Source organism: Bacillus sp. AFS041924 (genome assembly GCF_002577195.1).
GTDB lineage: Bacteria > Bacillota > Bacilli > Bacillales > Bacillaceae_G > Gottfriedia.
Window position 1 is genome coordinate 1 of the sequence record NZ_NULG01000126.1, and the last position, 22,248, is coordinate 22,248.

The following is a 22,248-nucleotide window of genomic DNA, read 5'->3' on the forward strand; positions in this document are numbered from 1 at the left end:
AGCGCTCGCAATCAGTCTGAAAGTCAAATTTTTGGAATTTGTCTATCACTGAAAAGAGGAAAAATCCTCTTTTTACATTTGTTCGAATATCGATTGAATTCTAGCTTTAATAGCTTCTGGTGTTGAGCCTTCGATTTGTTCACGAGGAATAAAACCAACTACCTCTTTACCTTTAAATACTGCCATTGACGGTGAAGAAGGTGGGAAATCCACTAAATATTCTCTTAATGTAGATGTAGCTTCTTTATCTTGTCCTGCAAACACTGTCATAATGTTTGCTGGCTTCTTTTCTGATTCAATAACTGCTTGAACAGCAGAAGGTCTTGCAAGGCCTGCAGCACATCCACAAACTGAATTAATGACAAAAAAAGCAGTATCATTTAATTCATTCATAAATGACTCGACTTCTTCCCCAGTAGTTAATTCTGTAAAGCCATTTGAAGTTAATTCTTCCCTCATTGGTTTTACAATACCTTTCATATACTCATCGTATGCATTCATTTGTTTGTTTCTCCTTTATCATTTTCTAATTTATTACGTTCAGTCATTTGTTTCCAAACTGAACCTAATGCTTCCTCACCGTTTTCAATTCGATGTAATGCAAGTTGAACTTGTAATTTCACTTCGAATTCTGGATCATCTAATGCCGCTTTTAATGCAGGAATTGCACTTTCATCGCCTAGTTCAAAAAGAAACATTGCAGCACGCCATCTAACCAGTTTACTTGGATCCTTTAATGCTTCAATCATAGCAGGCATTGCTTCTTCAAAGCCTAAGTCTGATAAACAATCTCCAGCGATTCTTCTTACACCAACTGCTTTATCCTTTAGTGCCTCATATAAATAAGGTAACACTAAATTAGATTTTAACATACCTAGATAAGCTGTAGCTAATCTTCTTATTGAAACATGCTCATCTTTTAAAGCAATTTTTAGTAATGGCAAATCTTCAATTGTCGGATCGACTTTAACAAACCTAGCATATCTTTTTTTCCAATCTTTTTCATCAAAAATATCTGCAGTAAATGCTTCAAATTTAGGAGCTTCTTTCTTCTCTATATTTGAATTGGTAGCATCGTTTGTTATTACATCGTTTACTATATTTTTAATATCATTTTCAGTGTGAGTTGCTGTTAATTCATCAATAATCTCTTTTTCAATAGTTGATAACTCACCATAGCGAATTCCATAATCTATCCACTGTCTTTCAAATACAACATTTGATGCAGCTGTAGTTAATTTCATTATTGCTTCTTTATAGTACGGTGGTAAAGCTGCTCTTTGTTCTTCACCATTTACAATTAGTTTCAATTGCATTGGGATATTATGATACATTTGAACGAATACTTGCACTTCACCAAAATGGGTATCAATGTTTGTTTCATTAGCTGCTTCACCGTTTACCTCTTCACCAAATACATTTCTAACTTGAAGAAGTATATTTTGCCAATTTGCATTTGACTTACGATCAATGGCAATAAAATCAGCTACATGGTAGACACTTTTAATGCCTTCTATTTTCAATATATCTTTTATTACTAAAGGTGCCTTATCATGATTATCTAAAGAATAATGATTTCTACTTCCCGCTGGTAATTCTTCATCCAATAACACTTTCATCGTATTTGGACTAGGTGTCGGTTCAATTGATTTAATCTTCATCTTAATCTCCTCTTCTTGTTATTTATCCATTCTATCAAAAAGAGGAGAATCTCACTATTGTAACGCCTTCACGAATTGTTCAAAGTCATTTGTACTTGATTCGACTACGTTGTGAGTTAACTCTTCAGATTGACGAGTAAAAAGGTGAAATTTCTCAACCATTATTTCTGTCACGTAAACAGGTTTCTCAGATTCCTTTACATAGCTTGAAGTTTTAATAATTCCTTCTATTGAAACTTCCATACCTTTTTTTGCTTTTCTTGAAGCATATTCAGCAACTTGACCCCATAATTTTACAGATACATAATTTGTTCGTGTTTTTTTCAGATAATCCGAATAAACATTCGTTGCGATATTAATAAAAGCTGTTTTCTTTCCATTCGGTGTAGTTTGTAAAAAGGGCTCTTTCGTTAATCTTCCTACAATTACAACATTATTAATCATTATTACCATCTCCTTTATTTTTTTCTACAATACAAAATTATTGTAAGTTCGTAAAAAAAGGAAAATAGTAATTTAAATAACTTTTTAGATTAGAAATTAGAATATGAGATAAAAAAACATAAATAGTGAATAGTATCTATCATTTAAATCTCAAAATTTATAATCTACTTTAAACTTTCAACTAAATCACTTAAAACCGACCAACGTTCCATTTTTTGCTCTAATAAGCTTTCTTTTTCCTCAATCTCCTTCGAAAGCTTATACGCCTCATCAAAATTAGAACCTACAGCTTGTAATTTTTCATTTAATTGCTCGATCTCATTATCCAGCTTTTCAATATCTGATTCAATACTGTCCCATTCTTTTTGTTCTTGATAAGTTAATCGTTTTTTCTTTTGTTCTTTTTGGTAAACTGGTTTTTCAACCGCAACTTTTTCTATTTCAACTTCACGTTTTTCAATTGATTGACGTTCTAAATATTCCGTATAGCTTTCTAATGTAGATGATACTTTACCTTTACCTTCAAATATTAATAATTTATTTGTCACTTTATCTAAGAAATAGCGATCATGTGATACTGTAACAACTACGCCGCTAAAATTCTCAATATAATCTTCTAATACCGTTAACGTATCAATATCTAAATCATTTGTTGGCTCATCAAGTAATAATAAATTTGGAGCAGTCATTAATAGTCTTAATAAGTATAATCTTCTTTTTTCTCCACCTGAAAGTTTCCCTAATTGCACTCCATGTGAATGAGTGGGGAATAAGAATGTTTCTAGCATTTGCGAAGCTGAAATTGTTTTACCATCTGGTGTATGAATAACTTCTGCTTCTTCCTTAATATAGTCAATCATTCTCATCGTTGGATTCATGTTTTCTTGTATTTGAGTATAGTAAGCTACTTTAACTGTTTGTCCAATTTCAATTTCTCCTGAATCAACTTGTTCTTCTCCAACAAGCATTTTCAATAAAGTAGTTTTACCCGCTCCGTTTTCACCAATAATTCCAATTCGATCAGTTTGAAGCAATAATAAATTAAAATTATCTAAAATCGTTTTTTCATCAAATGACTTATCAACATTAATAAACTCAACAACTTTTTTACCTAAACGAGTTTGTTGAAAATTCATTTCCATTTCTGCTTTTTCTTGATTATTGATTTTAACAGAAAGGTCTTCAAATCGTTGAATACGAGCTTTTTGCTTAGTTGTTCTGGCTTTAGCCCCTCTGCGCATCCAAGCTAATTCTCTTCTAAATAAATTATTTCTTTTTTCATTTGTTGCTGCGTCTTGTTCTTCTCGAGCAGCTCTTTGCTCAATATAATACTGGTAATTACCTTCATAACGATAAATATTACTATTTGATAGCTCTAATAGTGCTGTTGTTACTTCATCTAAGAAATAACGATCATGCGTTACAAATAATACAGCGTTTTGTAGTCTCTTTATGTATTCTTGTAAAAATACGATACATTCATAGTCCAAATGGTTCGTTGGTTCATCTAAAATTAATAAATCACATGGATGTATTAATGCCTTTGCTAGGGCTACTCTTTTCTTTTGACCACCTGAAAGAATAGAAACATCTATATTTAAATTAGATAACCCTAATTTTGATAAAATGGTTTTTGCGTTTGCTTCTAGGTCCCAGCCATTTAATGTATCCATATCAGCTTGTAATTTTAGTAATTCATTTTGTAGCACTTGATTAGTTGGGTCTTCCCCAAGTGCCTGCAATGTTTTTTCATATGTTTTTACTAAAACCATTACTTTATCTTCACTCTCAAATACCGCTTCGAGAATCGTTTGATTTTTATCAAAGTCTTCATGTTGAGGTAAATAACTGATTACATAATCCTTTGGAGTAGTAATTTTTCCTTCATCAGCTGTCTCAACACCAGCAATAATCTTTAATAAACTCGATTTTCCAGTACCATTTATACCTAATAATCCAATTTTCTGTCCTTCACTTACGGTGAATGAAATTTTATCAAATAAAGTTTTTTCCCCATAAGTTTTAATTAGATTCTCTACACTTAAAATCTTCATAGTTTAAAATTCCACTCTTTCATAAATTCGTCAATGAATTTTTCTACAAATTGGTGTCTTTCTTCAGCCAATTCTAGTGCTGATTTTGTATTCATAAAGTCTTTTAGCTTTAATATTTTTTCATAGAAATGATGTAAAGATGAGCTTTGGTCACTTCTATATTCTTCGATTGTCATGTTTTCTCTAATAATAAATTCAGGGTTAAACATACTACGCCCTTTTTTACCACCGTACGCAAATGTTCTTGCTACGCCTATAGCTCCGATTGCATCCAAACGATCAGCATCTTGTACAATTTTACCTTCAAGAGTAGTTGGAATAACTCCATTTCCTCCTTTATAGGAGATATTTTCAATTATGTACATTATTTCATTTACATCTTTTTTACTATTTAGTAGTTCATTTAGAAATGTTTCTAATTGAGTTTTCTGAGCTTCTAGATCATCATATAATTTATCATCAATTACATCATGCACCAGTGCAGCGCACTCTACTATGAATTGATTTGCGTTCTCTTTTTGTGCAATATGTACAGCCAAGTTTCTGACACGATCAATGTGATGCCAGTCATGTCCACTACTATCACCTTGATGAAGATTTCGAACATAATTTTCTATTTGTATAATGATTTCTTGCTGATTCATACTCGTACCTCCATAAATCGACTAGTGATATTATATCATTTTTCTATCAACGAAAAACATTAATAGAGTAAGTGAAAACCAAATTTACGAAAAAACCTTCACGAATGTGAAGGTTTCAGTGTGTAGACAAAGTCCCAAAAATGTAATTTTCAGACTGATTGCAAGCGCTTGTCTTTCGAGGNNTGATTTTCAGACTGATTGCAGTTACCCTAAACGGTAATGAGCACCGCGCAGGCAGGCGAAGCTACGAAGAAGGCGAGCGTTTGGCGGGCAGTCTGAAAACTTCACGAATGTGAAAGTTTTACGCTTTCAATAACTTCTCTATTGTCGACTTCATTTCTTGTGGATTTGTTTGAGGTGCAAATCGTTCGATTACTTCACCTTTTTTATCAATGATAAATTTAGTAAAATTCCATTTAATTGATTTTAACCCCATAATACCAGGGGCTTTCTTGCTTAAATATTTAAATAATGGATCTGCTTTTTCACCATTAACATCAATTTTTCCAAAAATAGGGAAGGTTACGCCAAAGTTTAATTCGCAAAAACTTTGAATTTCTTCGTTAGAACCAGGCTCTTGATTCATAAATTGATTACATGGAAAACCAAGAACTACTAATCCTTCTTCTTTATATTCTTCATATAATGCCTGTAAATCTTTATATTGAGGAGTATATCCACATGCACTTGCAGTATTTACAACAATAATAACTTTTTCTTTATAATTTGAAAGAGATACTTCTTCACCTTTGCTATCTTTTACTTTAAAATCATAAATACTCATTTCACATTCCTCCTACTTCCGTATAATGTTATAGTAATTATTTTCCATGAAAAAGTCTAATTCTAAATACTTTATTTTGAAAAAATTCTTCAAACATATTAGTATTTAACTTATAGTTAATTTAAAGTATTTATTTCTTCACCTTTTAACTAATGAATGGAGGTAAGAGCATGCAAGATTTAGGATTTAATACATATTTAATTGATTTATATGATTTGTCATTTCCAGAACGAACAGGTTGCTATGTTATTTTAGATGAAGATATTACAATCATTGAAACAAGTGCAACTCCTTCTCACGAGCATTTATTACAAGGATTAAAAGAGTTAAAAATTTCATTAGACAAAATTAAAAATGTTATCGTAACACATATTCATTTGGATCACTCAGGCGGAGCCGGATTATTAATGGAAAAATGTCCTAATGCAACTCTTTATGTACATCCTAAGGGCGCAAGACATTTAGAAGATCCGACAAAATTAATTGCAAGTGCTAAACAGGTTTATGGTGAAGATTTTGATCGATTATTTAATCCAATTCTTCCAATTAACTCTTCTCAAATTTATCAGGTAGCGGATGGTGAGGAGCTTGTTATTGGGAATAACCGTAAACTAACTTTTTTATATACTCCTGGTCACGCTAATCACCATATATCAATTTTTGATTCTATAAGTAAATTTATCTATACTGGTGATACATTAGGAATATATTATCAACAGCTTCAACAGGAAATAGGACCATACATATTACCATCGACATCTCCTAATCAGTTTTCATATGAAGCAACACTTAATTCATCTAGAAAAATTCAAGAATATAAGCCAGAAGCTATTTGCTTCGGACATTACGGATTAACTAGAGATACAAATTTCGTATATGAATCATTAAAATCATATTTAGATCGCTTTTTAAGCCTAACTGAATCCACGATTAAAGAAAATAAAGATAAACCTTTTTATGAGAAAAGTAGGATTCTATCTGAATCATTATTTAATGAAATAAAAAAAGATCTTAAAAGTAAAAATATAGATGATAGTCACCTAGTATTCCAAATCATTAAATTGGATTTAGAAGTTTCAGCTATGGGATTAATACTTGCTATGGATCGAAATGAATAAAACTTCAGCCCATAATGCTGAAGTTTCTTCATGCATTTGTATAAAAGTATAAGTAGATTGATTTCCACTAAAGGATTTTCGCTTCTTGTAGGAGCTACTTACTTATAAAAGTTATTTTTCCGATTTTGTTACATTCTAATGCGAACCAGACGGCACCATTCTTGTCACATACAATTCCGTGTGGTTCGGCATTAGGCGTTTTAATTGTATACTCCACAATTGAATGGTCTCTTGTCAATCTTCCTATTTTATTTGCACCCCATTCAGTAAACCATAAATCAAATTCCTCTCCAGCAGCAATAGCATGGGGGCGTGCATTTGATGTTGGAATGTCATATTCCATTATTTCACCAGAATAAGTAATTCGACCTATTTTATTTCCAATTATTTCTACAAACCAAAGTGCATCATCAATTCCTTTTGTAATGCCTACGGGTCCCGATGCGGGCGTGGGAATTTGGTATTCCGTTAATTCTCCGGATTCGGTTATTTTTCCAATAGCATTGTTTTGGTTTTCAGTGAACCAAAGAGCGTTATCAGAACCTAGCGTTATAAAAGAAGGATATGAACCTTTGTTGGGTAGATCGTATTCATGAATCTTCCCTTCTGAAGTCAGTTTACCTATCCGATTTCCATTCATTTCAGTAAACCAGATATCCCCATTCAGACCTTCTGTAATTCCATATGGTGCTGAATTTGGATGTGGCAAAGGATACTCTGTAAATACACCACTTGTAGTGAGCTTTCCTACTTTATTGACTCCATTTTCGGTAAACCAAACATCTCCCTTTGAAGATACTGTTAAACACAACACTTTAGCATTCGGAGTGGGAACATCATACTCATGGATCTGTCCTTCTTGATCAATACAACTAATCTTATTTGCTTTATGCTGGGTAAACCATATTTTTCCGTCGTGTGAAGCAGCTATCCCATAAGGACTAGAATCAGCATGTGGAATATTTATTTCTTGAAGTTCAAATTTCATTATAACCCCTCCATTATAATAACTTCTATGAGTCGTGAAATTGTACCATTGTGAAACATATTAAGCACATTTATTTGTCCAAAATTTTTCATGTTTCTAGCTTCTTTTATACACTTGTGAAATGTAACTATTGCATGCGTTAATTGAACAAGAACTCACATTTCCAATTGGGAAATTCCTGATTATGTTCTAATAGATAATCTTTCATAATAGTCGAATCTTCGGGTAATCTTATTTCTAATTCTGACCACCCAACAAACCTGATTTTATTTGGTAACTCTATAACACCAGAAATGATCTCCCAAAACGAGTCCCAGTCCTCGTTATAATAATCTGGGAATTTCAGTTTTTTTTTCAATAGTGAGTGCAATTCTTTGGTAGTTCGTACGTTCGATACATTAATGTACAACGTAGGTGTTTCAGATTTTTTCTTTTCAATTTTGAATAGAAATACAATAAAATAAGGCAAGACGAATAATAAAAATAATAAAATAAAACCTTTTACAAAAATTGTCATCCTATTACCCCTTACATCTCAATAAGTGCTTAGACAAAACTATTTTAATTAAATCTATACCCATATTTTACCATATTTAAGTAGATCCTAAGTATTAAAATTGCATGTGATTTTCAATTAACTGCTAACACAACTTTACTCAAATTGAAAATGGTATGATATTTTTACTGTTTGAAGCACTTTATGTATAAACTTAACATAATTTTCGTACTTTACATTTTAGACTAAAACATAATACACAATTAAAAAACTTCAGCTCAAGGCTGAAGTTTTTCTTATTTTTTAATTTTTTTCATTGGTTTATTTTTACTTGTAACAGGTTTTTTATGTTGATTTGAATCTGGTTTTATTCTTTTTTCTTTTAATGGTTTTTCTTTCGTTATATGTTTCTGTATTTCACCGTGTGAAACCATTAATTGTTCAAAAAATAGTTTTTGCGTACCTCTTAAGCTAAATAAATTCTTTTTCTCACGAGGTGTTACTAAGTTTATAACAGTACCTTGATTACCCATTCTTCCAACACGGCCACTGCGGTGAGTGTATTGCTCAACTTTCTCTGGTACATCAAGCGTAACGACATATGGTAACTCCTGTAAATCAATTCCTCGGGCAGCTACATCAGTTGAGAAAAGTAATGAAATTTTACCTGACTGTAAATTTTTTAAAACTTGGCTTCTTTCCATTTTCCCTAATTTTGAGTGCAGAACAGCTGTTTTAATTCCTCTATAATTTAATTTAGAAGCATATCCTTCTAGTTTAAAAGGATCATTACTAAACACTAGTGCTTTCATACTTGGAACAGAACCAATTCTTCTAAGCAACTCTAGCTTTTCTCTTTCTTCACAAGGTATAAAACCATGGATTATATTGCCCTCTAAGCTTTGTTCAATCGAAATTTCTTTTAAATTTAAACTTGTTTCCTTTGCAAATTTCATTGCCGCCGGTGTGATCGTTGCAGATAAAAATACCAATTGGCGATTTTTCATCGTCGCTTTAATAATTTGTGGTAAATCATTTTGATCATCTGTTTTAATTAATTCATCTACTTCATCAAAAACAATTGTCTTAACACAATGCATTTTTAATTTTTTTTGTTTAATTAATTGAGAAATTCGACCAGGTGAACCGACAATAATTCTTGGTTTTTGTTTTAGTTTCTCGATTTGACGTTTTACATCAGCTCCCCCAACAATTGAGGCAACCTTAATATTTGTATTTTGTGTATAGTCTTGTACAACCTGAAAAATTTGCATAACAAGTTCACGAGTTGGAGCCATAATAATAATTTGTGGATTTTCTTCCTTTTCATCAACCTTATTAATTATAGGTAAAACATATGCAAGAGTCTTACCTGTACCAGTAGGAGATTGTGCTATTACATCATTCCCCTCAAGAATTGCAGGGATTGCTTCCTCTTGTACCGCTGTCCATTTCGTTATATTATTTGCCTTTATTTTTAAGATAGTTTGTTCTGCTAATTGAAAATGTTCCATTTAAATCTCCTTTAATATTTGCTCATCGTACCATTGTAACATTATTTCTGATATATGTACCAATTCTTCTACTAGATCGAAGTCTTCTTCAGTCATTTTGTTTTGAAATTTTATGTTCACTGAAGATTCAATTATATTTTTGTCAAAAATAGATTGTTTAATGTTATAACATGGAATATATTGTTCGGCTGTTTTATTTTGAAATAATAGAAGGCTTCTTTGAATAATTTCGATTTCTAATGTCTTAGGAAAGAAAAATTCAATTTCAATAAAACACCCTACTTCAGTATTCCCTTTAATCAATTCATTATATAAATCGCTAGCTGTTGTTTTCATTGAGAATCTACAGCTAGTTGTCTTTGACTTTGACCTAATGTTTAACTTTCTATATTGAATTGAGAATAATCGATCCATTTTTGAAAGATTAATATAGTCATTTCGATCGATGATTTCATATTCTCCATCTAAATCCTTGTCATATATTAGTCCTTCTATTACAACCTTCATATTATCAAACGCAGTCGGATCAAACATTTTATAAACTCCTTTAAATTAAAGTTGCTCAATTCTCTTGCTTTCCATTAAAAAGGATAAAAAACTACTAACAATAAAATATCCGATAAAATTTCTTAAATCAATTTTATCGGATATTTTTTTAATTAATTAGTTCAAATTGACTATTATAAACTTTATTATTAACTTATACTGAAAAAACTCGCATCAAGTGCGAGTTTATTTTCAGTAATTTTTATTAAGTTTGATTAAAATAATCCTTTTGGACGACCTAGATCGTCTACATCCATATTTAATGCAGCTGGTTTTTTCGGCAAACCTGGCATTGTCATCACGTTACCTGTTAGCGCAACAATGAAACCTGCACCAATTGATGCTTTTAGTTCTCTTATTTCTACTTTAAAACCAGAAGGTCTTCCTACTAAAGTTGGTTGGTCTGATAATGAATATTGAGTTTTAGCCATACAAATTGGTAGGTTATCCCAACCATTCTCATTAAATTCCAAAATTTGTTTTTTCGCTTTTGGAGAAAAATTCACTCCATTTGCACCATAAACTTCTTTTGCAATTTTTTCTATTTTATTTTCGATCGAGTCTGATAATTCATATAAGTAATTAAATTTGTCCTTAGGATTTTTCAACATATTAACAAGTGATTCAGCTAACTCTACGCCACCTTTACCACCATGCTCCCAAACCTCTGTTAGAACAATATTTACTCCATTATTTTGACCCCATTGTTTTAATACACTAATTTCTTCCTCTGAGTCAGTAATAAATTTATTAATTGCAACGACTACAGGAACATTGAATTTACGAACTGTTTCCACGTGCTTTTCAAGGTTTTGAATCCCATTTTCAACAGCTAAAGCGTTTTCATTAGACAATTCATTTTTATTTACGCCACCATGCATTTTTAATGCTCTAATAGTTGCAACAATTACAACTGCATCAGGAGTAACACCTAAAGCTCTAGTTTTAATATTTAAGAATTTCTCTGCGCCTAAATCTGCACCAAAACCAGCTTCAGTTACAACATAATCGCCTAATTTCATAGCCATTTTTGTTGCAATAACACTATTACAGCCATGAGCAATATTCGCAAATGGTCCACCATGGATGATTGCCGGAGTGTGCTCAATTGTTTGAACCAGGTTTGGTTTAATTGCATCTTTAAGTAATAAGGAAAGAGCTCCTTCAACTTTTAAATCTCCTACAGTTACTGGCGATTTATGTATAGTATAAGCGACAACAATTCGTTTTAACCTTTCTTTTAAATCTTGAATTGATGAAGCTAAACAAAGTACTGCCATGATTTCAGATGCAACAGTTATATCAAATCCATCTTCTCTAGGAACTCCCTGAGATGGACCTCCTAAACCTACAACGATATTTCTTAACGCACGATCATTTAAATCAACTACTCGCTTCCAAGTAATTCTACGTACATCAATTTCAAGTTCATTTCCTTGATGGATATGATTGTCAATAAATGCTGCTAAGGCATTATTAGCTGTTGTAATTGCATGAATATCACCATTAAAATGCAAATTAATATCATCCATCGGTAGAACTTGAGAATAACCTCCACCAGTAGCTCCACCTTTTACGCCCATTGTTGGTCCTAAAGAAGGTTCACGTAATGCAACAATTGCATTTTTGCCAATTTGGTGAAAAGCCTGTGCTAGCCCAACAGTCACTGTTGATTTCCCTTCACCTGCTGGCGTTGGATTTATAGAAGTAACTAAGATTAATTTACCATCTTCGTTTTCTTTTAAACGGTCAAGAATTGATAATGACAATTTTGCCTTATAATGACCGTAATTTTCAACATCATCCTCAAAAAGATTTAAATTATCTGCAATTTCTGTAATTTTTTTCATTTTTGATTCAAAAGCAATTTCTAAATCTGACTTTACTTTACTCATCCAATCATCTCCAATTGCACTTCATTATAATCAAAATTATAGCACAATTTTACAAAAAATTCATTTTCTAAAATTCGAAATTCTTTAATCATTTCAAGCAAAAATTACTAATACTTACTACTTATCAACGGATATCAAAGTTACATACTAAAGATAAGGCATTAAAAGAAAGGAGTGTAATTTTATGTATCGTCATAAAAAGCATAAAGAACATAAACGTAATCACAATTTACCTAAGGATCAAAATGAAGAATATAGTGCAGAGTTTTATCCCACAAGGAATACATTTTATACAGAAACAACATCAGATAAATCTCATGCCACTGCAATTGTAATTGGATACGTAGCTCTATTTTTTTCACTATTTTCGTTATTTTTAATGCCTGTTTTATTTGGGATCATTGGAATTGCACTAGGAATATACACTGTTACTAAGGGTCATTCCACTTTAGGATATACAGCAATTGGATTTGGATTATTTTCAGTAATTGTAACTATTTTCTATAATTTATTAATTGTATTAAGTGCAATTCTTTAAGAATAAAATGGAAAAAAGCAAAAAAACCTTTAAGGTCCATTCAGATTATTGACCACAATCTGAATGGATCTTAAAGGTCTTTTTATTCGATTTCTTCACACAATAAAGAATTGAAACAAGTCCTTTAAACTTGAACTACAGACCATACATCATCTTTCTTCGAATAAGTCAGATTTGCAAAATGATTTGTAAGTTCTTTATATTCTTCTACATTTTCTAAAATCTCATCTACTCCAGAATAAAAATCAACTCGGAAAATAGGAATTTCAATTACTTTTCTATTTTCAACTCGTTCACTTAAATCAATGATTAACCCATCCTCCATTAAAGGATATAAGGTCAACATCAATTTAATATTGATTGGATTAATTTGTTTTGAACGATTAAATATATTTAAACTTCGTCTTTGAAGTTGTGTAATTTTATAAGATATAACATTACAAAGCATAAAAATAAAATCATTAGTTCGTTTATAATAAACCTTTTGGTACATCCCATCACTTATATTCATATAAGCAAAAGAATTATTTAATCTAGGTATAAAGGATTTTTGTAATGGTTCTTTTTTGTGAGCAAGATATAGTAACTCTGCAATTTCTTTCGGTTCTAGCTCATCTAAATCTGCTAATTCTTCAAAGTCTACCCAACAAAGGTCTTCATGCTCACTATTTTCTAAAATAAATTTATTAATATCTTCTCGTTCTACATAATAAAATGAAGAATTTAAATTAAATTCGGACCATTGAATATCGTGTTTTAGCAAAAGAATGTTTTGTAGAGGAAAAGGAAGTCCTTGCACAAACTCTTTATAATTTATTCCAGATGTTATAAAGCAATGATTATGGTTGTCACCATAAATATAGATAATCTCCTTTATTGAATCAATTCCTGCCAACGATATTGCCACCTTTAATTTTTTTCTTTATCATATCATACTTTATACTAAATTTATCATCAAAAATGATAAATTTAATTCTTTTTACCTAATACACTTTTACTTTTTTTACCAAATTCTCACATATCCCAAATTAAACATACCGTTATACAGGGGGTCTACATAAAGATGTAGTTTTTGTTTGAATTGGTTCTTTTGTTACAGATCGTATTTTCCACTCACCGTCATCATTTGAAAAGTTAAATTTGACAAGTGTATATGGTGGCTGCTGATCTTGTTTATATGCAACTAATTGAATTGTTGCACCAAATACATATGTACCATTATACTTCTTTTTTAAGTTTGTAATAGCCGCACAATTATATTGTTCACCTGGTCCAAACATTTTGTATAATCGACTATTTATAGTTGGAAATAAGATTGATAGTACTGCATCCTCAAGCATTTCATTTTGTACAGCAAATACATACGATGGTTTTGATGTTCCAATTAAACAAAATAATAGTATGATAATGAACTTTTTTTTCATATCTAATCCTCCATCTACACATTTTAACAAATCACTTAGTATCTATTCTTTACAATTTACTGAGTGTTATGAAAGAAGTTAGGAGAATCAAGGGTGATAAAAAAGAAAGACCTAGAAAAAGATTTCTTTTTCTGGTCTTCCCTGCATACTTCGCCATTACTGATGATCCCAATAGTATTTACTCAAGATTTCTGATAGTAGGTCAATCGTTCTATATAGTTCTGGTAATGTATTATCAACCCCACCTACTTCAATTAATAATGAATTTGGAGATAAGTCTTGGTTATAAACACCATTGCCTTGTTTATAATTTTTGCTAAATATTCCCCGTGTTAATCCTTTATTAAATTTCGATATTTCTTTATTTATATCTTTAGCTAATGCTAAGTTCTTTTTATAATTTTTGTTTTCTACACCTACAATGAAGTATAGTTTCGCATATTTTTGACCATTAATCTCAGTAGTTGTTACATTTTTTCTTTGATCATCACGGTGTAAGTCTATTAGGAAATTCAAATCCTTGTCTTTTGATAGTGCTTCCTGAACAATTAAACGGGACATTTTATACGAAGATCCCCACTCCCAATTTTTCTTCTTTAATTCAGCTCCGATATTTGTTTTATCGTCCATTGCACCGATTCCATTTGCTTCTAAATTCTTTTTCAATCGTTCACCTAATAAACTGACATTAACTTTTACTGAAGATGCCTGATTTGGTGTCTTCGCTCCAGGTATCAAAGGTAAAAATGATTCCCAACTATGTGTATGATAAATAAAGAAAACGTTACGACCATCAGTTGTTTGTGAAGGTGGTTTGGTTGGATTCATTGGTTCGTTTACTGGGTCTTTAACCGTTGGATTTTGGTTAATTTCGTCAATTGTTAAGCTTGATTCAATTGGTAAATTGGTGAAATCAATTCCTTCTCCAGCAACAAGAATGTTATTTTCAAACTTAGTCATGCTTGAAATTTCATGAACTAATAAACTTTTTGGATCATACAGTCTAATATTTGTAATAAATGAAAAAAGTATATTTCCTATAGGTTGTCCATTTTTATTCGATTCGTCTCCTAACCTAAAATGACCATTTTCATATTCAAATGCTTTAATAAATCCTTCATAGCTCATTTTTTCAAACCATTGATGCATATAATATGACTTTGTATTCTTCATTGATGTAACAAATAAACTTGCCAACAAGAATAATAAGACAATGCCTACGAAGACACTTGCCGTCACTCGTTTAAGATTAATAGATTTTATATAGATTGATTGTCTCATTAAATCACCTCTAATAAAACGTATGTACAAGCCCTTTAAAATAGACTGAAAAATTTATTAAATCGTTTTAATAAGAATAGAGGTAATTATCTTATCGAAATAAATTGTTGGTTTCAACCCTAGTTTGCTAACTTTTATTATTAAATATAAAAAAGAGATGTCAAATCGACACCTCCTAGAAAAAGTTCGTATATTGTAAATGTCAAGTAAGTTTCTTAATCATAAATTATCTATTACAGCGATTGAAAGCTGTAAACGGATTTACAACGCATCCACTTCTTGCAGCTTCTAATTGTCTTTCACAGAACGAGCTTTCTGCAGGCGATACCATAGAATTGTTGTTTGATCTTTTTCTTTTATTACAGCCACAACTTCTGCTCTCAGTCATAGCAGGCTTAACTTCTTCCACTGTTTCAGCCATTACCACTTCATGCTCTTCTTCTTTTTTACATGCTTTACGAACTTCTACAAACTCTCTCATATCTCTTACAGGAGACACTTCTTCTCTTTCTCTTCTACGATTGCAACCACAAAATCCCCACATTTAAGAACACCTCTATAATTATTTATTGTACATTTATAACATACGTAGAAATTTCGATATTGAATGTGTACATGTCTAGATATGAACAAGTTTTTTATATTATTTTTGTAGATTCTATGCTATTTCGGTAAATGAAATTTTCAACCCAGTCATTTTTAGAAGATTTAGCTAGTTATCTATCTTATAAATAAAAAAAAAGAGCCATGTAGGCTCATTTTACTTATTTCGGTAAACATACTCATCTTTTGGTGGTTGAATTTCATTCATTTTAGAGACGTCTAAATAAGGAATGTTTACTTTAAATGGTTGATAGTACATTTGTTGTATTTGACCAGTTACTTCAATCCATTGATCATTTTTATAAGTCTGACCATCAGGTAATTCTATTAGCATGCCATATACCCCGGAATCAGCAACGCAGTGAATGATTCCAAATCTAAATAGGAAAACCTGATTTTTATTTAATCCTTTTTCATGATAAATAAAACCTTTATAAGTTAACTCCTTACCTAAATACTTTCCAGGCTCATCATATAATACTTCCATTCCTTTAAGGAAGTCATAATCATTCAATTTGATCCTTTTTTTGTTTATATATTCTTTCGATTCTTGTTTAATTAATTTTTGATAACCTTCTTGTCCATAATAAATACTTAAATCAGGTTTTAAATATTGTCTTTGCATGAAAGGATCATTATTACCTGGTTCTGATACTGGGAAATGAAATCCTTTTGCTTCTACAATCGTAGAGTCCAAACTTGCAACTGGTAAGAAGATACCTGTGAACAGAGGGAAGATGAAAACGAATCCATATAAAAACTTTTTAATACCTTTTGCTTCTTTATGAACATGTCCGTGTGCACAAGTATAATCACATTGATGATCATGGCTATGGTCGTGATCATGATCGTGGTTATGTTCATGATCATCGTTACTCGTTCTTAATACATGAATGACTTGTATCAATGTTAGAAATGCAAATAATATCCCAGCTGTTAGCGATAAATAAGAGTATTTCATATTAATATATTTTGAGATCGTACCTTTAATATGCAACTGCATTAAAAAGAAGGTAAATCCTAATAGTACGTATGCTCTTGCCATATCGATTCTCCCTTAAATTAATAATGTAGTGATAAATGTTAATGAAATTACCAATCCCATAATAATGAATACATAGCGACTATTGAAATGTTGGAACAACATTAATGTATTTTTTATATCAATCATTGGACCAACAACCATAAATGCTACGATTGAGTTTAAAGAAAACGTACTTTGAAATGATGACGCAACGAATGCATCAGCTTCTGAACAAAGTGATAAAATAAAGGCTAATGCCATCATGACTAAAATACTTGCTACTTGCCCATTACCTATATGCATTAAAGTAGAAGTAGGAATAAATGTTTGTACGAATGCCGCAATAAACGCACCTAAAATTAAAAACTTACCCATTGAGAAAAACTCTTCTATAGCATGTACACAAACACTCCATAATTTTTTCGTAACTGGAATTGTGTTGTCAACTGGTATTGTAACTAGATCATTTTTTAACGGATTTTCGATTTTTAAATATGATAAGACGATCCCTATTATATAAGCTACAATCATAGCAGCTCCTGCGCGGTAAATAACCATTTCAATATTATTACCAAATGCAATAAATGTTGCAAACAATACAATCGGGTTGATGATTGGTCCAGTTAACATAAACGCGATTGCTACATAATGTGGAACACCTTTTTTTATTAACCTACTTACGATTGGTACAATTCCACACTCACACCCTGGAAAAATAAAGCCTAATAAAATAGCAACAAATACTGCTTTATATCTATTCTTAGGTATTAATTTATATAACATTTCTTCTGTAATAAATATTTGAATAATCCCTGAGATAAAAACACCGATTAAAATAAATGGTAATGCTTCGACTACAATCGAAATAAATATAGTATTCATTTGTAAAAAAGAATGATAGAAATTTGTACTCATACTCTCTCTCCCAAGTGTACAATTAAAAAATGAAAACTCACAAAACCTCCGAATGACCGGCGGCTTTGTGAGTTAAAAGTACCTTTTCTTCCAAAATATTAATGCAATTGTCGTTGATAAAATTGCAGAAATTCCAATTACGATTGGAAACGCATGTGGAATCTTTGCTAATGGTATACTATCAACATTCATCCCGTAAAAACTAGAAACCATTGTTGGTATTGACAAAATAATTGTAATTGAAGTTAAAAATTTCATTACAATATTTAAATTATTCGAGATAACTGAAGCAAATGTGTTCATCATTCCACTTAAGATATTACTATAAACTTCTGCCATCTCGATTGCTTGTTTATTTTCAATAATTACATCTTCTAATAAATCTTCATCATCCTCATACATTTTTAGGATATTCCCTTTAAGAATTTTTTGCATGACGATTTTATTAGATTTTAAAGAAGTAGTAAAATAAACAAGACTTTTTTCAAGGTTCAGCATTGTAAATAACTCTTGGTTTCTCGTAGATTGATGTAATTCTGCTTCGATTTCATTTGTTTTGCGATTAATTTGTTTAAGATATCGTAAATAATATGTTGAAGTTGTATGCAATAATTGAAGTGCAAATCTAGTCTTTTTAAAAGTAAAAAATCCTTTTACTTTTTGATAAATAAATCTTTCGAAGATCGGATTTTCACTTAAACAGATTGTCACAAATGTATGAGATGAAATAATCATCCCGATTGGTATTGTATCAAAAATTGTGTGCCCATTATCATCATGAGCTACAATTGGAATATCAACAATAATTAGAGTGTGTTCCCCTTCAACCTCTATCCTTGAACGTTCTTCGTCGTCAAGTGGGTCTTTAATAAAATCTAAATCTAAGTCTAACTTTTGAACTAGATATTGAATCTCTTGTTCTGTTGGATTAATTGCATTAATCCAGCAACCTTTCTCAATAATATCGACTTGATTTAGTTTCCCTTGTGCATCTGAAAGATAAAAATTTAGCATCTTAATTCACCTCTAATTCTAAAACAAAAACTACTCAATTATAGCATACGAAACATTTTTATATGTTTCAACCTTTATTAAAAAGAAAGTCAAAATTCTAATAAACAAGCGCTTTTAATGCTATTTCTGTGAGCATTTATTCTATTCATAAATAAAGAAAAAGGCCACTTATAGTGACCTATTTTTTAGTACCCGCTTTTATAAAAATAATGCATATCACTTAATTCATCAATGTACTGATATACTTCTAATTGGCTCTGAAGTTGTTCCTTTGTATGTATTGAATAATCTTCTGCATTTAATTGATTTTGAACGCTTGAAAGAGTATTTGATAGATCAGATTTTAAAGCATCATATGACATAGAATACATAAAATTCATCCTCTCGATTGAAATTTATCATATTATATGTAATATCATGTGAAACAAATCATATTTATTTTATTTTCGACCTTTTGAAACTAACTTTTTAATTAAAAAGTATACAACAAAAAGGGCGATTGCAATAATGATTAACATCGGCGTATATGGAGCTAAAACCTCTTTAGCCGTTTCCCAATTTTTACCTAGCTTTTCACCTATTTTAATAAAAAGTATAGTCCAAGGAATAATCGCAACAATTGTATATAGAGTAAATTGTCCGACTGGCATTTTTGCTAGTCCTGCTGGAATTGAAATGGCATGTCTCACAACTGGAATAAAGCGAGCCGTAAACACAACACCTACGCCATATTTTGAAAACCATTTTTCTGCTAAATCTAAGTGATGCTTATTAATTAGAATATATTTTCCATATTTTTCGATCATCGGTCGACCACCAAAATAACCAATCCAATATAAAAATAATTGTGCAATAGTTCCCCCTATAACTCCTGCTACTAATGCACCGAAAAAATTTATATGTCCTTCGGCTACAAGATAACCAGCATATGCTAAAACGATTTCACTTGGAATAACCTCAATCATTAATCCTAATGCTACCCCTAAATATCCTAATGATGCAAAAAAATCTAATATTTGATGTATGATATTTGTCAATAGGATCCTCCTCTCGAAACAACTTGTACTACAATGATAATACTTAGGAAGTTAAAATATGTCAAAACAAAGCAATATTGGCTGAAAGTATAATTTTTCTAAACTTTCATATAAAAAAGGCTGTCCTAGTCAGGAATCTGACTATTGAACAGCCTTTCATTATTTCTTAATTATTTAATTACAACATTTTTGTAAGTGTAATCTGATCCGAATGAATGCTCAATTAAACCTGTTACTTTTGGCTTCATTACGTATGCAATCGCACGTTGGTAAATCGGAAGAATTGCTGCATTATCTTGAACTAAGATTTTCTCTGCTTTAACGAATGCGTCAGAGCGTTTAGCTGGATCTAATAAGAATTCTCCACCAGCTTGAGAGATTAACTTATCATACTCAGGGTTTGAGAATCCCATTTGGTTGAATGGGCTTTGAGTAGTCCACATATCGAAGAATGTCATTGGGTCTTTGTAGTCTGGACCCCATCCGCCGAATGATACTTCATAATCTTTCTTAGAGTTTAGATCTAATTGTTGTGCAAATGGAACTGATTTGATGTTGATTTTTAAACCTGGTAAGTTTTTAGTTAATTCACCTTGTAGGTACTCACTGATTTTTTTGTTTGTTTCAGTATCAGAACCTAATAATTCGATTGTTACATCTTTCTTATCGATTTCTTTTAAACCTTGCTCCCATAATGTTTTAGCATTTGTTGGATCGTATTTAACTAGGTCTCCAGATGCTTCACGGAAGTCTTTACCATTTGCATCTAAGAAATTACTTGGTGCTAAACCGTATAATGGTACAGAACCATTATTTAAGATTACGTTTGTAATGTCTTCACGGTTAAATGCTTCGTTTAAAGCTTTACGGATGTTTACGTTTTTAAGAGCTGGATTTTTCGTTTCGTTTACACGTAAGAAGAATACAGTTGGCTCTTTTGTAGTACCGTAGTCAGGGTTGTTTTTATATTTGTCAACAAACTCAGCTGTTAAACCAGCACGGTCAACTTCACCAGACTCATATAAGTTTACAGCAGTTTGTGGGTCTTTTACGATTTTAAAGTTGATTTCTTTTAAAGATACGTCATTAGCACCGTAGTAATCAGGGTTTTTAACTAATTTGTAACTTTCATCATGTTTCCACTCAGATAATTCAAATGGACCATTGAAGATTAACTTGTCAGCTTCTAGAGCGTAATCTTTACCTTGAGATTCAACATACTTTTGATTTAAAGGTAAGAATGTTGGGAATGTTACTAAAGAATCGAAATATGGAATAGCTTTAGCTAGTTTAACTTCTAAAGTTTTATCATCGATTGCTTTAACACCTAATTGATCAACTGGTTTTTTACCAGTTGTAACTTCTTCACCGTTTTGTAATACGTTCATCATGAATGCGTACTCAGAAGCATTTTTTGGATCTGCAGCACGTTTCCAAGCGTATTCAAAATCTTTAGCAGTTACAGCTTCACCATTAGACCATTTAGCATCACGTAAGTGGAATGTATAAGTTAAACCGTCTTCTGACTTATCAGTAGTTTCTGCGATACCAGGTTGTACTACATCATCTTTACCTAATACATTTAAACCTTCCATAATGTTACCTAAGACGTTGAAAGATTCAGCATCAGTAGTAGTACCAGAATCAAGGCCTGGAAGTTCAGCTCCGCCTAGTAAGTTCAGAACTTGTGGTTTTGCTTTTGCTGTGTCTTTTTTTCCACCTTCATTTGTTTTGTCTGAGTTACATGCAGTTAAAAGCATGCTCACAGCTACAGATAAAGATAGAAAATACGATACCTTCTTTTTCATTAGATTGCCTCCCCAAAATTAAACAATTAGACTTAAAAACTATTAAAATATTCAAACAATTTATATTGTCCGAATAGTTAATAACCTTTAACTTACTTTTTATTTTACATGCTTTTCAGAAAATATCAACAAAAAATCGACATTTTTTTCAAAAAAATTAATAAATTTAAATAAATCTTTACTTTTTTGTAATCAATAGCAACATTTTAGAAGTATTTTTTGCATATTAAATCAAAAACTATTAATAATTGCCCCAATTTCAATAAATGATTAAAGTGGGACAAATATGTATATTTTTTTTAAGATTTTAAAAAAGCTTCATTTTTTTTAGTACGATTATGTACTTTTCAAGCTCATAATCATTTAACTAATAGGCTTTGTTAAAAAAGAATGTTGATTTTCCATTCCAGGTACTTCGTTTTCCATGGGGCGTGACCCTAAGCCTCCTTTAGCAAGCCTT

General features: G+C 31.2%; 23 protein-coding genes. 2 read left to right on the forward strand and 21 right to left on the reverse strand.

Translation table 11 applies throughout. From position 1 onward, the window contains the following. Window positions 1-72 precede the first annotated feature (72 nt). The 6 genes from COC46_RS20330 to COC46_RS20355 form a co-directional block, all read right to left on the reverse strand. Window positions 73-501 carry a BrxA/BrxB family bacilliredoxin gene (locus tag COC46_RS20330; protein WP_098811724.1) on the reverse strand — a complete coding sequence of 143 codons (429 nt, stop codon included), beginning with the start codon at window positions 499-501 and terminating at the stop codon, window positions 73-75. Next, entirely contained in the window at window positions 498-1,661 is a 1,164-nt protein-coding gene (locus COC46_RS20335; RefSeq protein WP_098811725.1) for a conserved virulence factor C family protein, read from the reverse strand. Before COC46_RS20335 ends, COC46_RS20330 begins: the two co-directional genes overlap by 4 nt. Before the next feature lie 54 nt (window positions 1,662-1,715). Continuing rightward, window positions 1,716-2,105 carry a single-stranded DNA-binding protein gene (locus COC46_RS20340; RefSeq protein ID WP_176545239.1) on the reverse strand — a complete coding sequence of 130 codons (390 nt, stop codon included), beginning with the start codon at window positions 2,103-2,105 and terminating at the stop codon, window positions 1,716-1,718. A 164-nt stretch (window positions 2,106-2,269) separates the two neighbouring features. Next, window positions 2,270-4,159 (reverse strand): ABC-F family ATP-binding cassette domain-containing protein, encoded by a 1,890-nt coding sequence (locus tag COC46_RS20345; protein ID WP_098811727.1) that lies wholly within the window; start codon window positions 4,157-4,159, stop codon window positions 2,270-2,272. After that, a complete protein-coding gene (locus COC46_RS20350; protein WP_098811728.1) occupies window positions 4,156-4,803 on the reverse strand; it encodes an HD domain-containing protein in 648 nt (215 codons plus the stop codon). The genes COC46_RS20345 and COC46_RS20350 overlap by 4 nt, the downstream gene beginning before the upstream one ends. A gap of 301 nt (window positions 4,804-5,104) precedes the next feature. Then, window positions 5,105-5,587 (reverse strand): glutathione peroxidase, encoded by a 483-nt coding sequence (locus tag COC46_RS20355; RefSeq protein WP_098811729.1) that lies wholly within the window; start codon window positions 5,585-5,587, stop codon window positions 5,105-5,107. Window positions 5,588-5,757: 170 nt separating this feature from the next. Between COC46_RS20355 and COC46_RS20360 the strand changes: the two genes are divergently transcribed. Then, window positions 5,758-6,705, forward strand: a complete 948-nt coding sequence (locus COC46_RS20360) for an MBL fold metallo-hydrolase (RefSeq protein WP_255294987.1) — start codon at window positions 5,758-5,760, stop codon at window positions 6,703-6,705. A gap of 94 nt (window positions 6,706-6,799) precedes the next feature. On the opposite strand, the gene COC46_RS20365 is transcribed toward COC46_RS20360, so the two are convergent. The 5 genes from COC46_RS20365 to COC46_RS20385 form a co-directional block, all read right to left on the reverse strand. Further along, window positions 6,800-7,693: a Vgb family protein gene (locus tag COC46_RS20365; protein ID WP_098811731.1), complete on the reverse strand. Its 894-nt coding sequence runs from the start codon at window positions 7,691-7,693 to the stop codon at window positions 6,800-6,802. 139 nt (window positions 7,694-7,832) lie between these two features. Further along, window positions 7,833-8,210, reverse strand: a complete 378-nt coding sequence (locus COC46_RS20370; RefSeq protein ID WP_098811732.1) for a barstar family protein — start codon at window positions 8,208-8,210, stop codon at window positions 7,833-7,835. 275 nt (window positions 8,211-8,485) lie between these two features. Continuing rightward, window positions 8,486-9,703, reverse strand: coding sequence for a DEAD/DEAH box helicase (locus COC46_RS20375; RefSeq protein ID WP_098811733.1), 1,218 nt, complete (start codon window positions 9,701-9,703; stop codon window positions 8,486-8,488). After that, entirely contained in the window at window positions 9,704-10,237 is a 534-nt protein-coding gene (locus tag COC46_RS20380) for a hypothetical protein (RefSeq protein WP_098811734.1), read from the reverse strand. A 227-nt stretch (window positions 10,238-10,464) separates the two neighbouring features. Beyond that, window positions 10,465-12,144 (reverse strand): formate--tetrahydrofolate ligase, encoded by a 1,680-nt coding sequence (locus COC46_RS20385; RefSeq protein WP_098811735.1) that lies wholly within the window; start codon window positions 12,142-12,144, stop codon window positions 10,465-10,467. 184 nt (window positions 12,145-12,328) lie between these two features. Between COC46_RS20385 and COC46_RS20390 the strand changes: the two genes are divergently transcribed. Continuing rightward, window positions 12,329-12,682, forward strand: a complete 354-nt coding sequence (locus COC46_RS20390) for a permease (protein ID WP_098811736.1) — start codon at window positions 12,329-12,331, stop codon at window positions 12,680-12,682. Window positions 12,683-12,806: 124 nt separating this feature from the next. Here COC46_RS20390 and COC46_RS20395 read toward each other — a convergent pair whose 3' ends face one another. The 10 genes from COC46_RS20395 to COC46_RS20440 all read right to left on the reverse strand — a co-directional run bounded on the left by COC46_RS20395 (window position 12,807) and on the right by COC46_RS20440 (window position 21,788). After that, window positions 12,807-13,577, reverse strand: a complete 771-nt coding sequence (locus COC46_RS20395) for an oxalate:formate antiporter (RefSeq protein WP_098811737.1) — start codon at window positions 13,575-13,577, stop codon at window positions 12,807-12,809. Window positions 13,578-13,722: 145 nt separating this feature from the next. Continuing rightward, a complete protein-coding gene (locus COC46_RS20400; RefSeq protein ID WP_098811738.1) occupies window positions 13,723-14,106 on the reverse strand; it encodes a DUF3888 domain-containing protein in 384 nt (127 codons plus the stop codon). A 156-nt stretch (window positions 14,107-14,262) separates the two neighbouring features. Then, window positions 14,263-15,387 carry a stage II sporulation protein P gene (gene spoIIP, locus COC46_RS20405; protein WP_098811739.1) on the reverse strand — a complete coding sequence of 375 codons (1,125 nt, stop codon included), beginning with the start codon at window positions 15,385-15,387 and terminating at the stop codon, window positions 14,263-14,265. Window positions 15,388-15,613: 226 nt separating this feature from the next. Continuing rightward, window positions 15,614-15,931: a hypothetical protein gene (locus COC46_RS20410; protein ID WP_098811740.1), complete on the reverse strand. Its 318-nt coding sequence runs from the start codon at window positions 15,929-15,931 to the stop codon at window positions 15,614-15,616. 216 nt (window positions 15,932-16,147) lie between these two features. Further along, on the reverse strand, window positions 16,148-17,035 hold the full coding sequence (locus COC46_RS20415) for a TIGR03943 family putative permease subunit (RefSeq protein WP_098811741.1): 888 nt from the start codon (window positions 17,033-17,035) through the stop codon (window positions 16,148-16,150). 12 nt (window positions 17,036-17,047) lie between these two features. Next, entirely contained in the window at window positions 17,048-17,929 is an 882-nt protein-coding gene (locus tag COC46_RS20420; RefSeq protein WP_098811742.1) for a permease, read from the reverse strand. A gap of 72 nt (window positions 17,930-18,001) precedes the next feature. Further along, window positions 18,002-18,943, reverse strand: coding sequence for a magnesium transporter CorA family protein (locus COC46_RS20425; protein WP_098811743.1), 942 nt, complete (start codon window positions 18,941-18,943; stop codon window positions 18,002-18,004). A gap of 185 nt (window positions 18,944-19,128) precedes the next feature. Next, complete coding sequence (locus COC46_RS20430; protein WP_098811744.1) at window positions 19,129-19,314, reverse strand: hypothetical protein; 186 nt, start codon at window positions 19,312-19,314, stop codon at window positions 19,129-19,131. 69 nt (window positions 19,315-19,383) lie between these two features. After that, window positions 19,384-19,986, reverse strand: a complete 603-nt coding sequence (gene uptA, locus COC46_RS20435) for an undecaprenyl phosphate transporter UptA (RefSeq protein ID WP_255294988.1) — start codon at window positions 19,984-19,986, stop codon at window positions 19,384-19,386. A gap of 164 nt (window positions 19,987-20,150) precedes the next feature. After that, the gene (locus COC46_RS20440) at window positions 20,151-21,788 is read right to left on the reverse strand and encodes a peptide ABC transporter substrate-binding protein (RefSeq protein WP_098811745.1); all 1,638 of its coding nucleotides are present in this window, start codon (window positions 21,786-21,788) and stop codon (window positions 20,151-20,153) included. Window positions 21,789-22,248 lie beyond the last annotated feature (460 nt).

What these genes read in the sequence shown, in the direction of transcription:
- COC46_RS20440 (WP_098811745.1), bottom strand. Translation starts at nt 21,788, where the DNA reads ATGAAAAAGAAGGTATCGTATTTTCTATCTTTATCTGTAGCTGTGAGC.
- COC46_RS20350 (WP_098811728.1), bottom strand. Translation starts at nt 4,803, where the DNA reads ATGAATCAGCAAGAAATCATTATACAAATAGAAAATTATGTTCGAAAT.
- COC46_RS20375 (WP_098811733.1), bottom strand. Translation starts at nt 9,703, where the DNA reads ATGGAACATTTTCAATTAGCAGAACAAACTATCTTAAAAATAAAGGCA.
- COC46_RS20365 (WP_098811731.1), bottom strand. Translation starts at nt 7,693, where the DNA reads ATGAAATTTGAACTTCAAGAAATAAATATTCCACATGCTGATTCTAGT.
- COC46_RS20415 (WP_098811741.1), bottom strand. Translation starts at nt 17,035, where the DNA reads ATGGCAAGAGCATACGTACTATTAGGATTTACCTTCTTTTTAATGCAG.
- COC46_RS20430 (WP_098811744.1), bottom strand. Translation starts at nt 19,314, where the DNA reads ATGTATTCTATGTCATATGATGCTTTAAAATCTGATCTATCAAATACT.
- COC46_RS20345 (WP_098811727.1), bottom strand. Translation starts at nt 4,159, where the DNA reads ATGAAGATTTTAAGTGTAGAGAATCTAATTAAAACTTATGGGGAAAAA.
- COC46_RS20335 (WP_098811725.1), bottom strand. Translation starts at nt 1,661, where the DNA reads ATGAAGATTAAATCAATTGAACCGACACCTAGTCCAAATACGATGAAA.
- COC46_RS20380 (WP_098811734.1), bottom strand. Translation starts at nt 10,237, where the DNA reads ATGTTTGATCCGACTGCGTTTGATAATATGAAGGTTGTAATAGAAGGA.
- COC46_RS20390 (WP_098811736.1), top strand. Translation starts at nt 12,329, where the DNA reads ATGTATCGTCATAAAAAGCATAAAGAACATAAACGTAATCACAATTTA.
- COC46_RS20410 (WP_098811740.1), bottom strand. Translation starts at nt 15,931, where the DNA reads ATGTGGGGATTTTGTGGTTGCAATCGTAGAAGAGAAAGAGAAGAAGTG.
- spoIIP (WP_098811739.1), bottom strand. Translation starts at nt 15,387, where the DNA reads ATGAGACAATCAATCTATATAAAATCTATTAATCTTAAACGAGTGACG.
- COC46_RS20330 (WP_098811724.1), bottom strand. Translation starts at nt 501, where the DNA reads ATGAATGCATACGATGAGTATATGAAAGGTATTGTAAAACCAATGAGG.
- COC46_RS20370 (WP_098811732.1), bottom strand. Translation starts at nt 8,210, where the DNA reads ATGACAATTTTTGTAAAAGGTTTTATTTTATTATTTTTATTATTCGTC.
- COC46_RS20385 (WP_098811735.1), bottom strand. Translation starts at nt 12,144, where the DNA reads ATGAGTAAAGTAAAGTCAGATTTAGAAATTGCTTTTGAATCAAAAATG.
- COC46_RS20420 (WP_098811742.1), bottom strand. Translation starts at nt 17,929, where the DNA reads ATGAGTACAAATTTCTATCATTCTTTTTTACAAATGAATACTATATTT.
- COC46_RS20425 (WP_098811743.1), bottom strand. Translation starts at nt 18,943, where the DNA reads ATGCTAAATTTTTATCTTTCAGATGCACAAGGGAAACTAAATCAAGTC.
- COC46_RS20340 (WP_176545239.1), bottom strand. Translation starts at nt 2,105, where the DNA reads ATGATTAATAATGTTGTAATTGTAGGAAGATTAACGAAAGAGCCCTTT.
- COC46_RS20360 (WP_255294987.1), top strand. Translation starts at nt 5,758, where the DNA reads ATGCAAGATTTAGGATTTAATACATATTTAATTGATTTATATGATTTG.
- COC46_RS20400 (WP_098811738.1), bottom strand. Translation starts at nt 14,106, where the DNA reads ATGAAAAAAAAGTTCATTATCATACTATTATTTTGTTTAATTGGAACA.
- COC46_RS20355 (WP_098811729.1), bottom strand. Translation starts at nt 5,587, where the DNA reads ATGAGTATTTATGATTTTAAAGTAAAAGATAGCAAAGGTGAAGAAGTA.